Annotated in this window: 12 protein-coding genes; 11 read left to right on the forward strand and 1 reads right to left on the reverse strand. The window is 67.4% G+C overall.

What is annotated here, in order from left to right; all coding sequences use genetic code 11:
- Positions 1–68: 68 nt before the first annotated feature.
- On the forward strand, positions 69–800 hold the full coding sequence (locus N5D20_RS24165; RefSeq protein WP_008265071.1) for a hypothetical protein: 732 nt from the start codon (positions 69–71) through the stop codon (positions 798–800).
- Complete coding sequence (locus N5D20_RS24170; protein ID WP_197580016.1) at positions 800–1423, forward strand: HAD family hydrolase; 624 nt, start codon at positions 800–802, stop codon at positions 1421–1423. The genes N5D20_RS24165 and N5D20_RS24170 overlap by 1 nt, the downstream gene beginning before the upstream one ends.
- 185 nt (positions 1424–1608) lie before the next feature.
- Here the strand turns inward: N5D20_RS24170 and N5D20_RS24175 are convergent, their stop codons facing one another.
- On the reverse strand, positions 1609–2547 hold the full coding sequence (locus tag N5D20_RS24175) for a carbohydrate kinase family protein (protein ID WP_010481412.1): 939 nt from the start codon (positions 2545–2547) through the stop codon (positions 1609–1611).
- A gap of 283 nt (positions 2548–2830) precedes the next feature.
- Between N5D20_RS24175 and N5D20_RS24180 the strand changes: the two genes are divergently transcribed.
- The 9 genes from N5D20_RS24180 to N5D20_RS24220 all read left to right on the forward strand — a co-directional run bounded on the left by N5D20_RS24180 (position 2831) and on the right by N5D20_RS24220 (position 14726).
- Positions 2831–3877, forward strand: a complete 1047-nt coding sequence (locus N5D20_RS24180; RefSeq protein ID WP_005419402.1) for a rod shape-determining protein — start codon at positions 2831–2833, stop codon at positions 3875–3877.
- A 121-nt stretch (positions 3878–3998) separates the two neighbouring features.
- Positions 3999–5099, forward strand: coding sequence for a rod shape-determining protein MreC (mreC, locus tag N5D20_RS24185; protein WP_197580014.1), 1101 nt, complete (start codon positions 3999–4001; stop codon positions 5097–5099).
- A complete protein-coding gene (gene mreD / locus N5D20_RS24190) occupies positions 5096–5581 on the forward strand; it encodes a rod shape-determining protein MreD (RefSeq protein WP_049443989.1) in 486 nt (161 codons plus the stop codon). The genes mreC and mreD overlap by 4 nt, the downstream gene beginning before the upstream one ends.
- Before the next feature lie 3 nt (positions 5582–5584).
- The gene (gene mrdA / locus N5D20_RS24195; RefSeq protein WP_049435931.1) at positions 5585–7663 is read left to right on the forward strand and encodes a penicillin-binding protein 2; all 2079 of its coding nucleotides are present in this window, start codon (positions 5585–5587) and stop codon (positions 7661–7663) included.
- Positions 7660–8772, forward strand: coding sequence for a rod shape-determining protein RodA (gene rodA, locus N5D20_RS24200; RefSeq protein ID WP_010481418.1), 1113 nt, complete (start codon positions 7660–7662; stop codon positions 8770–8772). Before mrdA ends, rodA (N5D20_RS24200) begins: the two co-directional genes overlap by 4 nt.
- Before the next feature lie 131 nt (positions 8773–8903).
- Complete coding sequence (gene rodA, locus N5D20_RS24205) at positions 8904–9998, forward strand: rod shape-determining protein RodA (protein WP_171954641.1); 1095 nt, start codon at positions 8904–8906, stop codon at positions 9996–9998.
- 990 nt (positions 9999–10988) lie between these two features.
- A complete protein-coding gene (mltB, locus tag N5D20_RS24210) occupies positions 10989–12134 on the forward strand; it encodes a lytic murein transglycosylase B (RefSeq protein WP_099551092.1) in 1146 nt (381 codons plus the stop codon).
- On the forward strand, positions 12131–13408 hold the full coding sequence (locus N5D20_RS24215; RefSeq protein WP_279915252.1) for a septal ring lytic transglycosylase RlpA family protein: 1278 nt from the start codon (positions 12131–12133) through the stop codon (positions 13406–13408). The genes mltB and N5D20_RS24215 overlap by 4 nt, the downstream gene beginning before the upstream one ends.
- A gap of 100 nt (positions 13409–13508) precedes the next feature.
- Positions 13509–14726, forward strand: coding sequence for a D-alanyl-D-alanine carboxypeptidase family protein (locus tag N5D20_RS24220; protein WP_054172521.1), 1218 nt, complete (start codon positions 13509–13511; stop codon positions 14724–14726).
- Positions 14727–14781: the final 55 nt, after the last annotated feature.

Raw genomic sequence — 14781 nt, forward strand, 5'->3', positions numbered from 1 at the left:
GGCTGTTGGACGGCCAGTCGAGCATGGCTCGACTCTACAGAATCGCGAAAACACGAAGGACCTCCGCCATGAAACGACTGATCCTGCTCACCGCCTGCACCCTGGCCCTGGCTGCCTGCAGCAACCCCGAGGAAGAGCGCAAGGCGCAGGAAGCCGCCGCGGCCGCCGTGCAGGCGCAGAAGGAAGCCAAGGCCGAGGACGTCGCCAAGCAGTACGACATGGCCGTGGCCGCGCAGGACTGGGAGCGCGCGCGCCTGCATGGTGCCTCGCTGCTGGACCAGTACAAGGACACCGCCGCCGCCGAGCGCATCGCCGCAGGCTTCGACGAGGTCAAGGCCAAGGGCGATGCCGCGCGCGACCTGCGCCGCATGCAGGCGCTGTGGCAGTACAACCAGATCCCGGTGGGCAACAAGGGCAACCAGGTTTCGGCGCAGATCTACAGCAAGGAACGGGTGGACGTGGATGGCAGCGGCGCCAAGCCGGTGCAGCTGGTGTTCCGCGATCATCCGGAGTGGAAGCGGCATGCCTACCTGGTACTGCAGGCCGGCGATTTCCGTTGCCCGCAGTGCACGGTGAAAGTGACCGTGGACGACGGCAAGCCGGTGTCGATGGCCGCGTGGCGTCCGAAGACCGATGAAGCCATTGCCCTGTTCATCACCGACCAGAAGGCGCTGTGGAAGCTGGCGCGCAAGGGCAAGTCGATCAGCATCGAGTTCCCGGTCAAGGCCGGTGGCACCCGCACCGCCGTGTTCGAAACCGGTGGCGTCGACGCCAGCCGCATGCCGCAGTGGTGGCAGTGATGGTTGCGGCGGGCAGCGCAGTGCACGCGTTGTCCGCGATCCGGCACTGGGTGTTCGACATGGATGGCACGCTGACCGTCGCCGTGCATGATTTCGCCGCGATCCGCCGCGCACTGGAGATCGCGGCCGAGGAAGACATCCTTGACCATATCGCGGCGTTGCCGGACGCACCGGCGCAGGCCAAGCGCGAGTGGTTGCTGAATCATGAGCGCGCGCTGGCCGAGGACGCGCTGCCGGCGCCGGGCGCGGTGAGGCTGCTGCGCGCGTTGTCGGCGGCAGGCTGCCGGCTCGGCATCCTGACCCGCAATGATCATGCGCTGGCGAAGCTGACGCTGGACGCGATCGGGGTCGGGGCGTTGTTCGACGATGCCGACATCATCGGCCGCGATGAAGCGGTGCCCAAACCCTCACCGGATGGCCTGCAGCAGCATCTTCGTCGCTGGGGGATCGGGGCTGCGGAGGCGGTGATGGTCGGTGACCACGCCTACGACCTGGAGTGCGGCCGTGCGGCCGGCACGCATACCGTGCTGGTCAACCTGCCGGAGAACCCGTGGCCGGGCCGTGCCGACTGGCATTTCGCTGATTGCCGCGCCTTGCTGGCTGCCTGGCAGGGCGCTTGCTGATGTAGAGCCGAGCCCACGCTCGGCTGCTCTCCGGTCAGATCGCGCTGGCGCGCGCAAGCCGAGCATGGCTCGGCTCTACAGGAATCAAACAGCGTGTCGACCAAGGTCGACACCTACCAACGGCATTCCCAGCAGCGCACGCGCCGAAGGCGCGGGGATAAGGTGGAATGCGCGGGCAGTTCGGCTTACGCGCTCAGCGCGTAACCGAACTGCTGCTTGAACTGCTCGTTGAACTCATCGAAGGTGAAACGCTGGTTCTGCGTGCCCGGGTGCTCGACCTTCAGCGCGCCCATCAGGTTGCCCATGCGGCCGATGGTCAGCCAGTCGTAGCCCTTCTGGATGCCGTAGATCAGGCCGGCGCGGAAGGCGTCGCCACAGCCGGTCGGGTCGACCACGCGGCGCTCGTGCGCCGGCGGGATGTCGTAGCTCTTTTCCGGGGTGTGGATGACCGCGCCCTTCGGGCCGCGGGTGGTGATGTAGGCCTTGACCCGGCTGACGATCTCTTTCTCGTCCCAGCCGGTGCGTTCCTGCAGCAGGTTCGACTCGTAGTCGTTGACCACCACGTAGTCGGCCTGCTCGATGAACTCGCGCAGTTCCGGGCCGTTGAACAGCGGCATGGCCTGGCCCGGGTCGAAGATGAACGGGATGCCGTCTTCGTGGAATTCCTGCGCGTTCTGGATCATGCCCTCGCGGCCGTCCGGGCCGACCAGGCCCAGGGTCACGCCCGGCACGCCACGCACGTGGTTCTCGTAGGAACGCATCATCGCGCCCGGGTGGAAGGCGGTGATCTGATTGTTGTCGTGATCGGTGGTGATGAACGCCTGCGGGGTGAACAGCTCATCGATCACGCGCACGCGCGACAGGTCGATGCCCAGGCCTTCGAAGTACTCACGGTACGGGCCGAAGTCCGAACCCACGGTGCCCATCGGGATCGGCTGGCCGCCCAGCAGGTGCAGGTTGTAGGCGATGTTGCCGGCGCAGCCGCCGAACTCGCGGCGCATGCGCGGGACCAGGAAGGACACGTTCAGGATGTGCACCTTGTCCGGCAGGATGTGATTCTTGAACTGGTCCGGGAACACCATGATGGTGTCGAAGGCAAGAGAACCACAGATCAGAGCGGACATCGATGTAAGCCTATGCGGTGAATTTTGGGGTGGGCCGGCCCGGTTCGGCGGGCAAGCAAACGGCGCCCTTGGGCGCCCGACGGCGCAAAGGTTACCCGCTGGTGCCGCTCAGGGCCAGAACCGGGTGAGACCCGATCAGGCCGAAAGCCTGTGAAGACGCGGGTTCAGCTAGTTTTTTCCTTGCTCGGCGGCAGGCGGGTTGCTAGGCTTGTCGGCCTCGATTTCTGCCCATTTTTTCGCCATCCCGCGGCGGGCACGACACCCCTCAGGACTCCTTCCTCAGATGTTCAAGAAACTCCGTGGCATGTTCTCCAACGACCTGTCCATCGACCTGGGCACGGCCAACACCCTCATCTACGTGCGCGGGCAGGGGATCGTGCTGAACGAGCCATCGGTCGTGGCCGTGCGTCAGGACCGTGCCATCGGTGGCACCCGCTCGGTGGCAGCCGTAGGCGCCGAAGCCAAGCAGATGCTTGGCCGTACCCCGGGCCACATCACCACCATCCGCCCGATGAAGGACGGCGTCATTGCCGACTTCACCTATACCGAGGCGATGCTCAAGCACTTCATCAAGAAGGTGCACAAGTCGCGCGTGCTGCGCCCGAGCCCGCGCGTGCTGGTCTGCGTGCCGGCCGGTTCGACCCAGGTCGAGCGCCGCGCGATCAAGGAATCGGCCGAGGAAGCCGGTGCCCGTGACGTGTTCCTGATCGAAGAGCCGATGGCCGCCGCGATCGGCGCCGGCATGCCGGTGACCGAAGCGCGTGGCTCGATGGTCATCGACATCGGCGGCGGCACCACCGAAGTGGCGGTGATCTCGCTCAACGGCATCGTCTATTCGGCGTCGGTCCGCATCGGTGGCGACCGCTTCGACGAGTCGATCACCAACTACGTGCGCCGCAACCACGGCATGCTGATCGGTGAAGCCACCGCCGAGCGCATCAAGGTCGAGCTGGGCTGCGCCTACCCGCAGGCGGAAGTGATCGAGATGGAAATCTCCGGCCGCAACCTCGCCGAGGGCGTGCCGAAGATGATCAAGATCAGCTCCAACGAGGTGCTTGAAGCCCTGCACGAGCCGCTGTCGGGCATCGTCAGCGCGGTCAAGCTGGCGCTGGAACAGACCCCGCCGGAACTGTGCGCCGACGTCGCCGAGCGCGGCATCGTGCTGACCGGTGGTGGCGCCCTGCTGCGTGACCTGGACCGCCTGATTTCCGAGGAAACCGGCCTGCACGTGCAGGTGGCGGACGATCCGCTGACCTGCGTGGCCCGCGGCGGTGGCCGTGCGCTGGAGCTGGTCGACATGCACGGCAACGAGTTCTTTGCGCCGGAATAAGCCGTCCCGGCTGCCTGCGCCCGCAGCGCCCCTCCGGGGTGCGGCCCACCACGAGGGTGGGCCGGCACCGGCGGGGCGCCCGCGTGTTTCCCTTCCGCCTTCTGCCAGTTGAATCGTTGCCGTGCCGCCCTACGCCGGACCTCCCGTTGCTTCCCGATCCGGTGATGCCGCCAGCCCGCTGCGTCTGCTGGCTTATCTCGCACTGGCCATCACCCTGATCGTGCTTGACGACCAGGCCGGCTGGCTCGCGCAGCTGCGCGGGCAGGCCAACAGCCTGGTGCAGCCGGTATGGGCACTGGCGGGCCTGCCGGGCAAGCTCGGCAACCAGGTCAAGGACTCGGCGGCCAGCCATGGCCAGCTGGTCAACGAGAACCGTGAACTGCGCAACCAGCTGTTGCTGGCCAACGCGCGCCTGACCCGCCTGCAGACCGCCGCGCTGGACAACGCCCAGCTGCGCGAACTGCTGAACGTGGCCGAGCGCAGTGGCCTGGACGTGCAGCTGGCGCCGATCCTGGACATCGACCTGGACCCGGTGAAGCAGCGCCTGGTGCTCGACGCCGGCAGCCGCGAAGGCGTGCACGTCGGCCAGGCGGTGATCGATGCCGGCGGCCTGATGGGCCAGGTGATCAGCGTCACCGGCGGTACCTCCACCGTGCTGCTGCTGACCGACCCCGACCATGCCGTGCCGGTGACCGTGGCCCGCAACGGCGTGCGACTGATCGTCTACGGCCGCGGCGACAAGCTGGAACTGCGCGACATCCCGCTCAGCGCGGGCGTGGAAGTGGGCGATGAGATCGTCACCTCCGGCCTCGGTGGCCGTTTCCCGGCTGGCTTCCCGGTCGGCACCATCACCGGCCTGCGCCCGGACGACACCCATGCCTTCCTGGTGGGCGAACTGAAACCGGCCGCACAGCTTGATCGCGGCCGCGACGTGCTTCTGCTGCGCCCGGGTGCAGCGATCCGCATTCCGCCGGAACTGCGCCTGCAGCTGGAAGAAACCGCCCCGGGTGGCCCGGCCAGCACCGCTGCCGCGCCGGCGGGAGCCGCGCCTGCTGCAACCACGCCGGCCACCACCACGCCGGCAACGCCTGCACCGGCTGTGGGCCGATCATCCGCTCCGTCTGCGACGCCGACGGTGGCCCCCGCATCCTCGCTTGATCCTGCTGCTCCGGTAGTGCCGGCCGCTGGCCGGCAACCGACCACGCCGGAGGCCCAGCGATGAGCCGCCTGCGCGACAATCCGTGGGTGCTGCCAGCCAGCCTGGTGGTGGCGCTGCTGCTGGGCCTGCTGCCGCTGCCGGCGCTGCTGCAGCCGTTGCGCCCGTACTGGCTGGCGCTGGTGCTGGCGTACTGGGTGATCGAAGCGCCCGAGCGCGTCGGCCTGGGCGTCGCTTTCACCAGTGGCGTCATCGCCGACCTGCTGTACGGCGGCGTGCTCGGCGAACAGGCACTGCGGCTGGTGATGCTGGCCTTCATCCTGCAGCGCTTCCGCGCCCGCATCCGCTTCTTCCCGATGTCGCAGCAGATGCTGGCCATCGGCGGCCTGCTGTTCAACGACCGCATCGTCAGCGCGCTGGTGCACATCCTGGTGGGTGAACCCACCCTGCCGTGGTCGTACTGGTGGGCACCGCTGCTGGGCATGGGCCTGTGGCCGCTGGTGTTCGTGCTGCTGGATGCGGTGCGCTTCGGCAAGCGTGGGCGCTGAGCCATGATCCCGCGTCGCCAGGTCAAGAATCCGCACGCCGAAGCCGAACAGTTCCGCCGCCGCGCGGCGCTGGGTTTCCTGGGCGTGCTGGTCTGCCTGCTGGGCCTGGGCGGCTGGTACTTCAAGCTGCAGGTGCTGGACCACGACGTCTACGCCACGCGCTCGGAAGCCAACCGCATCAAGCCGCGGCCGGTAGTGCCCGGGCGCGGCATGATCTACGACCGCAACGGTCGCCTGCTGGCCGAGAACGTGCCGGCGTTCCGCCTGGACGTGACCCCGGACAAGGTCAAGGACATGGACGCCACCCTGGAAGGGCTGGCGAAGATCATCAGCATCAGCCCGGAAGAGCTGGAAGCGTTCAACAAGTCGCGCAAGGCGCGCCGCAAGTTCCTGCCGGTCACGCTGAAGCTGCGCATGAGCGACGAGGAGATGGCGCGCTTCGCCGTCGACCGCTGGCGCTTTCCCGGCGTCGAGCTGGAGCCCTACCTGACCCGGCGCTACCCGTATGGCGACCTGTTCGCGCACATCATCGGCTACGTCGGCCGTGTCGACGACAAGGATCTGGAGATCCTCGGCGAAGGCAATGCCGCGCTGACCCACATCGGCAAGTCCGGCCTGGAGCGCTATTACGAGCAGCAGCTGCGCGGCAAGGTCGGCTACGAGCAGGTCGAGACCAACGTGCAGGGCCGTGCCATCCGCACCATCGGCCGCGTTGCTGCGCAGTCCGGCGCCGACCTGCGGCTGTCGATCGACGCCGACCTGCAGCGCGCCATGGTGGCCGCCTTCGGTGACCAGGAAGGCTCGGCGGTGGCGATGGACCCGCGCACCGGCGAAGTGCTGGCGATGGTCAGCCTGCCGTCGTACGACCCCAACCTGTTCGTCAACGGTATCTCGCATGCCGATTTCAAGGCGCTGAACGACAATCCGTCGCGGCCGCAGTTCAACCGCCTGGTGCTCGGTGGCGTCGCGCCCGGTTCCACGCTCAAGCCGCTGATCGGCCTGGCCGGCCTGGATTCGGGTGTACGCCGCCCGGAAGACAAGGTGTTGTCCACCGGCATGTTCTACCTGCCCGGCACCTCGCGTGGCTGGGGTGACTCGCACCGCGGTGGCCATGGCTGGACCGACCTGCGCAAATCCATCGCGCAGTCGGTCAACACCTACTACTACAAGCTGGCGCTGGACCTGGGCATCGAGCGCTTCGACCATTACATGGAGTACTACGGCTTCGGCCAGCCGACCGGTATCGACCTGACCGGCGAGATCGGCGGCATCCTGCCGTCGCCGGCCTACAAGCGGAAGAGCCGCAAGGAAGCCTGGTACCCGGGCGATACAGTCAACATCAGCATCGGCCAGGGTGACTGGAAGGTCACTCCGCTGCAGCTGGCGCGGGGTGTCAGTGGACTGGCCAACGGACAGCTGCGCACGCCCCATCTGGTGATCCAGCAGCGTGCGGGTTTCGACCATGACTGGATGGCGACCGACCCGGGCGAAAGCAAACCGGTCAGTCCGAACCCGAACAATCTGCAGGCGGTGCGCGAAGGCATGATGGCCACCATGCTGCCTGGCGGCAGTGCGGCACGCATGGCGGCCGGCGCGCCGTACACGATGGCCGGCAAGACCGGTACCGCTCAGGTCATCAGCCGCAAGGGCACGGCCGCGGTGAATCCGAAGAGCCTGCCGATGCACCTGCGCCACCGCGCGCTGTTCGTCGGTTTCGCGCCGGTGGACCAGCCGGTGATCGCGCTGGCGATCGCGGTGGAGGGCGGCGGCTACGGCGGTGCGGCGGCTGCGCCGATCGCACGCAAGGTGTTCGACGCCTATCTGCTGGGCAAGATGCCTGAAGGCATGCAGCCGCTGGACAGCGAGCGCGGCACCACCGCCATCGGTGCCACCGCGTTCGACAACGAAGATGTGGGCGCGCGCCAGGCCGGTGACCTTGCTGCGGCTCAGCTGGGCGAGCACCCGGTGCTGGTCGGCGTGCCCGCGCCGGAACCGGCGCCCGCACCGCCGCAGCCGGGGGCGCCGGCTGCGGCCGCGCTGCCGGCCACGTCACGCCCTACCGCCGCGGAGCCCGCACGATGAGAGTGTTCCTGCGTTGGGCCGGCGACATGCTGCGCCGCTTCTTCAGCACGCTGGACTGGGTGCTGTGCCTGGCCCTGGGCGCGCTGATGGTGATCGGCCTGGCCACGCTGAAGAGTGCCGGTGGCGACGGCCTGGTAATGGCCCAGGGCGCGCGCTTCGCAGTGGGCATGGCCGCGCTGTGGGGCATCTCGCGGGTGCCGATCCTGCGGATCCGCTCGGCCACGCCGATGATCTACGCAATCTCGATGATCCCGCTGCTGGCGGTGTTCGTGCTGGGCACCGGCAAATATGGCCGGCAGTGGCTGGACCTGAAATTCTTCTACCTGCAGCCGGCCGAGCTGCTGAAGGTCAGCCTGCCGATGATGGTGGCCTGGTACCTGCACAAGATGCCGTTGCCGCCGCGCTTCAACACCGTGCTCGTGGCCCTGGTCATCATCGGCGTACCAACCGGCCTGGTGATGCTGCAGCCGGACTTCGGCACCGGTGTGCTGATCGCCGCCAGCGGCGTGTTCGTGCTGCTGCTGGCAGGCCTGCCGTGGTGGTGGGTCGGCCTGGGCGTGGGCGGCGTGGCCGCGGTTGCGCCGGTGGCCTGGTTCTGGCTGCTGCGGCCGTACCAGAAGGACCGCATCATGATGTTCCTGGACCCGGAGATGGATGCGCTGGGAGCCGGCTGGAACATCATCCAGTCGAAGATCGCGATCGGTTCGGGCGGCTTCGATGGCAAGGGCTGGGGCGAAGGCTCGCAGTCGCACCTGAACTTCATTCCCGAGCAGACCACCGACTTCGCGTTCTCGGTGCTGAGCGAGGAATTCGGCTGGATCGGCGTGGCCACCGTGCTGGCGCTGTACCTGGTGGTGATCGGGCGTTGCCTGTGGATTGCCAGCCAGTCGCGCGATTCGTACTCGCGCCTGCTGGCCGGCGCTACCGGACTGGCGTTCTTCGTCTATGTACTGGTGAACGGCGGGATGATTTCCGGCCTGCTGCCGGTGGTGGGCGTGCCGATGCCGCTGATCAGCTACGGCGGTACCTCGGCGGTGTCACTGCTGGCCGGCTTCGGGTTGGTGATGGCCGTGCGCAGCCACAACCCGGTGCACGGCGGCTACGGGTAACACCGGCTGCGCGCTTCTGTAGAGTCGAGCCATGCTCGACTGCCGGAAATGCAGTCGAGCATGGCTCGACTCTACAAACGCATGACCACCATGACAGCTTCACGCAAGCACCCGTTGTTACCGTGCTGCGCGTGGAATGGAAACGACTGCTTGGCGGCTGCCGTGAGGCGGTGCGCACGATCGACCTGCCGTTGCTGGTCGCGTTGTTGATCCTGATGGGCGCGGGCCTGGCGGTGCTGCACAGCGTGTCCGGGCCAGTGACCGGGCAGGCGGCGCGCTTTGCCGGTGGCCTGGTGGCGATGTGGTTGCTGTCGCGTGTTTCGCTGCTGCGCCTGCGCGCGTGGACACCGGCGTTGTATGCGCTGTCGATGCTGCCGCTGATGGCGGTGTATGTGATCGGCACCGGCAAGTACGGGCAGCGCTGGCTCAACCTGGGTGTCTTCTACCTGCAGCCGTCGGAGCTGCTCAAGCTCAGCCTGCCGTTGATGATGGCCTGGTACCTGCACCGGCAGCCGTTGCCGCCCTCGCCACGCACGGTGCTGACCGCCGCAGTGTTGATCGGCGTTCCTGCCGTGCTGATCCTGATGCAGCCGAACCTCGGCACCGCCACCTTGGTCACTGCCAGCGGCGTGTTCGCGTTGTTGCTGGCCGGCCTGCACTGGGGCTGGGTGGCAACGGGCGCGGCGGGGCTGGCGGTGGCCGCACCGCTGGCGTGGTTCGGGCTGTTGCGGCAGTACCAGAAGGATCGCGTACTGACCTTCCTCGACCCGGCGGCAGATCCGCTCGGCACCGGCTGGAACATCCTGCAGTCGCGCATCGCGATCGGTTCCGGTGGCTGGCAGGGGCGTGGCTGGGGGCAGGGCACGCAGGCCACGCTGGATTTCCTGCCCGAGTACACCACCGACTTCGCGTTCTCGGTGCTGGCCGAGGAATTCGGCTGGATCGGTGTGGCGACGCTGTTCGCGCTGTACCTGTTCGTGGTCGGACGCTGCCTGTGGATCGCCGTGCACGCACGCGACACGCATGCACGGTTGCTGGCCGGCAGCCTGGGGCTGGCGTTCTTCGTCTACGTGCTGGTGAACGGTGGAATGATTTCCGGCCTGCTGCCGGTGGTGGGCATTCCGATGCCGTTGATCAGCTATGGCGGGACATCGGCGGTTTCGCTGTTGGCTGGCATCGGGTTGGTGATGGCGGTACGCGGGCACCGGCCCGTGCACGGGGGATAGGGTTTCCAGCCAACGGCGCAGCCCCTCGTGGGTGGGCGCGTAAAGCACTTCATGGGTGGGGCCGGGTAGATGGGCTGCGCAGGGGACGCTGCAAGTACGTCCATGTAAGCTCGGTCGCCGCATCCATGCGGCTCACGCCCCTGCGCAGCCCATCTACCCGGCCACGGACAGGTTCCGTGCGCGCCTACCCACGGAGAAGAAAGAGAAGATCAAAAGCAAAAGCGGCCTGGCGGGTCGCTTCATTGCCTTGTGTAGAGCCGAGCCATGCTCGGCTCACGAGCAAGCGCAGCGCCGCGACCCGCTTTTGATCTTCTTTTTCTTCTCCGTGGGTGGCAGACCTCCGAAATCTGTCAGAGGCCGGTCGGGTTGGGTACGCGGGGGTGTCAGCCGCATGGATGCGGCTGCCAAGCCTCCAGGGACGGATTCACGGCGTCCCCCGCGTACCCAACCCGACCGGCCCACCCGCAGCTTCTGCTTTCCGCGACCACCCAGACACCACCCACGAGGGGCTGCGCCGTTGGCTGGAAACTTCCTGACTCTGCGCAACGCCCGTTGTGGAAGCGTTCTCACAACGATGCACGGCAGCACACCCGCTGACCAAAGTCCGGAAAAAACGTTAGCTGGTTCACACTTTTACAGCGCGTTGATCCTGATCAATGGACTTGTCGTAATCGGCCTGCACAATGGCGGCCCGTTCGGCACGGCGCGCCGTCAATCGTTGCAGCGCGAGGGGGCGTCGGGCGGGAGCAGTACTGATCCAACGGATACAGGGAGCGCGGGGTACTGCCACTGGGGAGCGGCAGCCGCGCGGGTATCGACCGGATCCGGTTGCCGGTTGCGTCTGCGGGGATGGGGACGCAACCGGCCACCTCTATCTGAATGGGGAGGCGCGATCACGACGCCTTCACATTTCCCGCTGAACGCGGGCAAATCGTTGTGATTCATGGTGTTAGGGGTTTTAATTCATCCATGACCTGCTAACCTGCGACGATGATTCGACGCACTCTGGCCTGCATGCTCACCCTCGGCCTGGTCGCCTGCGCGACCCAGCCGAAGTCCCCACCGTCTTCGCCCCAGGCCAGCAGCACGCCGCGCCAACCCGCCGCCAAGGCCCATGGCCCGGCCGAGGCCGCGCCCGAAGCCGCCGCTGCCACCGCGCCGCCGGTCGATCTCACCCCGGTGCCGTTCGAGGTCGCACGGGCCCGCTTCATTGCCGATACCGCCAAGCGCTATGGCCTGAAGCCGGAGCAGATCAGCAGCGTGCTCGACCAGGCGCAGGTGCGCCAGCCGATCATCGCCGCGATGTCGCGCCCGGCCGAACGGGTCAAGCCGTGGAACGAATACCGGCCGATGTTCATCAGCAAGGCCCGCATCGATGGCGGCCGCGCGTTCCTGGCCCAGCATCGCGCCGAGCTGGATCGCGTGCAGCAGCGCACCGGTGTGCCGGCCGAAGTGATCGTGGCGATCATCGGCGTGGAAACCAGCTACGGCAAGAATGCCGGCAGCCATCGCGTGCTCGATGCGCTGTACACGCTGGCCTTCTATTACCCGCGCAGCGGCGACCCGGCCAAGCTGGAACGCGAAGTACGCCGCGAGCTGTTCTTCCGCGATGAGCTGGCCAAGCTGTTCGAGCTGGGCCGCGAAGAAAACCTGGACATCACCACGCTCAAGGGCAGTTATGCCGGTGCGATGGGCATGGGCCAGTTCATGCCGTCCAGCTATCTGGATTACGCAGTGGACGGCAACGGCGACGGCCGTCGCGACCTGTTCACCAGCTACGACGACGTGTTCTCGTCCATCGCCAACTACTTCGTGAAGAAGGGCGGCTGGGTGCGGGGTGGCCAGGTGGCCGTGCCGGCCACGCTGGCACCGGGCCGCGAGGAGTTCAATCCGACCGAATGGATGCCGACCTGGTCGCTGGCCGACCTGGCACAGCGCGGCTACCAGCCCAGCGCTGCAGTGCAGCCGGGTGCAACGGCCACGCCGATCACGCTTGAAGGCAGCACCGGCAAGCAGTACTGGCTGGGCTTCCAGAACTACTACGCGATCACCCGCTACAACCTCTCGAAGATGTACGCGATGGCCGTGTTCCAGCTGTCCCAGGCCATCGCCGGACAGGAGCTGCCCCCGGCATGAACATCAGATGGCTGGTCCCAGGCTTGATCGTTCTCGCGCTGGCTGCCTGCAGCAGCGCGCCGAAGAAGCCGGCCACGGCCGGCCATGGTGGCAAGTCGGGCGGCACCCTGGTGCAGGGGCGCGGCTCGCGCCCGGCACACTGCCCGGAAGGCTCGCCCTACGCGGCGGCCAAGGAAGACCTGAGTACCCGCGGCAACTACACCGCCGGTGGTCTGTACAAGCCGGGCGTGCGTGACAGCACCCCGGATTACATTCCGAACGTGGCCTGCATTCCCGAGCCGGAAGTGACCGCCGAAGAACGCTCGGCGATCGGCAACAAGACGCCCTACGTGGTGCTGGGCAAGTCGTACAAAGTGCTTGATGACACCCGCAACTATGTCGAGCGCGGCACCGCGTCGTACTACGGCGCCAAGTTCCACGGCCGCCTGACCTCGAACCGTGAGGTCTACGACATGTACCAGTTCACCGCCGCGCACAAGACGCTGCCGCTGCCCAGCTTCGCCCGCGTGACCAACCTCGACAACGGCGAGTCGGTGATCGTGCGCGTCAACGATCGCGGCCCGTTCCATGATGGCCGCGTGGTCGATCTCAGCTACGCCGCCGCCGTGCGCCTGGGCATCACCCAGCGCGGTACCGGCAATGTCGAGGTGCGCGCGCTGCAGCCGGGCGAGGGCAACCTGCTGGCGCAGAAGCCCTCGCGCCGCGAACGTCGTGCTGCCGAAGCGGCCGCAACCACCGCCGTGGCCAGCGCGCGCCCGACGCCAGCCGCACGCGCCAACGCCGACAGCGACATCGATCGCCTGGTCAAGCGCCTGCCGGGCGACAGCATGCCTGCGCGTGGCCAGCCGGCCACCACCCAGGGCGTTGCCAGCACCGTGCCGGATGTGGCGGTCAGCAGCCTGCCGCCGAGCGCGCCGCCGGTGCGCAGCACGGTGCCCGCTCCGGCTGTCGTGGCCAGCACCACTCCGCGCGCGGTGGCGCCGGCACCAGTGCGCAGCGCATCGACCACGCCGGCCGCACCCAGCCTGTCGCAGCAGGTGGTGGGCGCGGTGATGGTGCAGGTCGCCAGCTTCTCCAGCCGCGACAATGCCAACCGCGCGATGGGCCAGCTCAACGCCGCCGGCATCGTCGGCGCGACCATCAGTGACATCGCTGCCGGTGGCCGCACCCTGTTCCGCCTGCGCGTTCCCGCCAGCGACCATGCCAGTGCTGCGGAACTTGCCGGCCGCATCGCCGGTCTGGGCCTGGGTTCGCCGCAGATCGTCAAGGATTGATCCGCCCGGGCCGGTGCTGCCGGCCCATGCTCCCCCGGCCTTACAATGGCCGTTACGTTCCACCCTCCATTCCCGGCCGTCCCCTGGAGCCTGCTGTCCAATGAATTTCCGTTCCGCCGCCACCGCCCTGGCCGCCACCCTGGTGGTGGGCCTGGCTTCCGCCCAGACGCCGCTGCCGACCCCGGCCACGCCGACGCCTGCCGCCGCTGCCGCCCCGGCCACTGTTGCCACTCCGCCGGCGCCCGCGCCCAGCGTGTCCAAGGCCTGGGTGCTGATGGATTACGCCACCGGCCAGGTGCTGGCCGGTGAAAACATCAACGAACAGCTGGCTCCGGCCAGCATCACCAAGGTGATGACGTCCTACGTGATCGCCGCCGAGGTCAAGAACGGCAAGGTCCGTGCGGATGACCAGGTGATGATGAGCGAGCGCGCCTGGCGCGAAGGTGGCGCCGGTACCGATGGCAGCTACAGCGGCTTCCCGGTCAACCAGACCGCGCGCCTGGAAGACATGGAAAAAGGCATGGCGATCCAGTCCGGCAACGACGCCGCGATCGCCCTGGCCGAACACGTGGCTGGCAGCGAGGAGGCCTTTGCTTCGCTGATGAACAGCTATGCCGCCAAGATCGGCATGAAGAATTCGCACTTCGTGAACGCCCATGGCCTGACCGCTCCGGGCCACCATAGCAGCGCCTACGATCTGGCACTGCTGGGCCGCGCGATGGTGCGCGATTACCCGGAAACCTACGCGTACAACAAGATCAAGGAATTCCAGGTCGGCAACATCAAGCAGCCGAACCGCAACCTCCTGCTGTGGCGCGATGGCAGCGTGGACGGCATCAAGACCGGTCACACCTCGGAAGCCGGTTACTGCCTGATGAGCTCGGCCCAGCGTGGTGACCAGCGTCTGGTGGCCGTGGTGCTGGGCGGCCAGTCGGAAAAGCAGCGTGCCGATGACAGCCTGGCGCTGTTGAACTGGGGCTTCCGCTTCTTCGAGACCCACCGCCTGTACGAACCGGGCAAGGCCGTAGCCGAGCACAAGGTCTGGAAGGGCACCACCGACAAGGTGCAGCTGGGCGTGGCGCAGCCGATGCTGGTGAGCGTGCCGCGCGGCCGCTACAACGACCTGAAGCCGAGCATCGATGTGCCCAAGACCCTGGAAGCACCGTTCACCGCCGGCCAGCAGATCGGCACCGTGAAGGTGATGCTGGATGGCAAGCTGGTGGCTGAAGCGCCGCTGGTGGCGGTGGCTGCCGTTGAACAGGCCGGCTTCTTCAAGCGCCTGTGGGACAGCTTCTGGATGTGGTGGGAATCGGAATGATCCACGCCCCGGCGTGGTGAAGGAAAAGGCCGGCGAATGCCGGCCTTTTCGTTCT

The sequence above is a fragment of the Stenotrophomonas sp. GD03877 genome (genome assembly GCF_029840555.1).
Taxonomy (GTDB): domain Bacteria; phylum Pseudomonadota; class Gammaproteobacteria; order Xanthomonadales; family Xanthomonadaceae; genus Stenotrophomonas; species Stenotrophomonas geniculata.

Coding starts and splice junctions, on each gene's coding strand:
- N5D20_RS24215 (WP_279915252.1), top strand. CDS start 12,131: ATGAACATCAGATGGCTGGTCCCAGGCTTGATCGTTCTCGCGCTGGCT.
- mreD (WP_049443989.1), top strand. CDS start 5,096: ATGAGCCGCCTGCGCGACAATCCGTGGGTGCTGCCAGCCAGCCTGGTG.
- N5D20_RS24220 (WP_054172521.1), top strand. CDS start 13,509: ATGAATTTCCGTTCCGCCGCCACCGCCCTGGCCGCCACCCTGGTGGTG.
- rodA (WP_010481418.1), top strand. CDS start 7,660: ATGAGAGTGTTCCTGCGTTGGGCCGGCGACATGCTGCGCCGCTTCTTC.
- N5D20_RS24175 (WP_010481412.1), bottom strand. CDS start 2,547: ATGTCCGCTCTGATCTGTGGTTCTCTTGCCTTCGACACCATCATGGTG.
- N5D20_RS24180 (WP_005419402.1), top strand. CDS start 2,831: ATGTTCAAGAAACTCCGTGGCATGTTCTCCAACGACCTGTCCATCGAC.
- mrdA (WP_049435931.1), top strand. CDS start 5,585: ATGATCCCGCGTCGCCAGGTCAAGAATCCGCACGCCGAAGCCGAACAG.
- N5D20_RS24170 (WP_197580016.1), top strand. CDS start 800: ATGGTTGCGGCGGGCAGCGCAGTGCACGCGTTGTCCGCGATCCGGCAC.
- mltB (WP_099551092.1), top strand. CDS start 10,989: ATGATTCGACGCACTCTGGCCTGCATGCTCACCCTCGGCCTGGTCGCC.
- N5D20_RS24165 (WP_008265071.1), top strand. CDS start 69: ATGAAACGACTGATCCTGCTCACCGCCTGCACCCTGGCCCTGGCTGCC.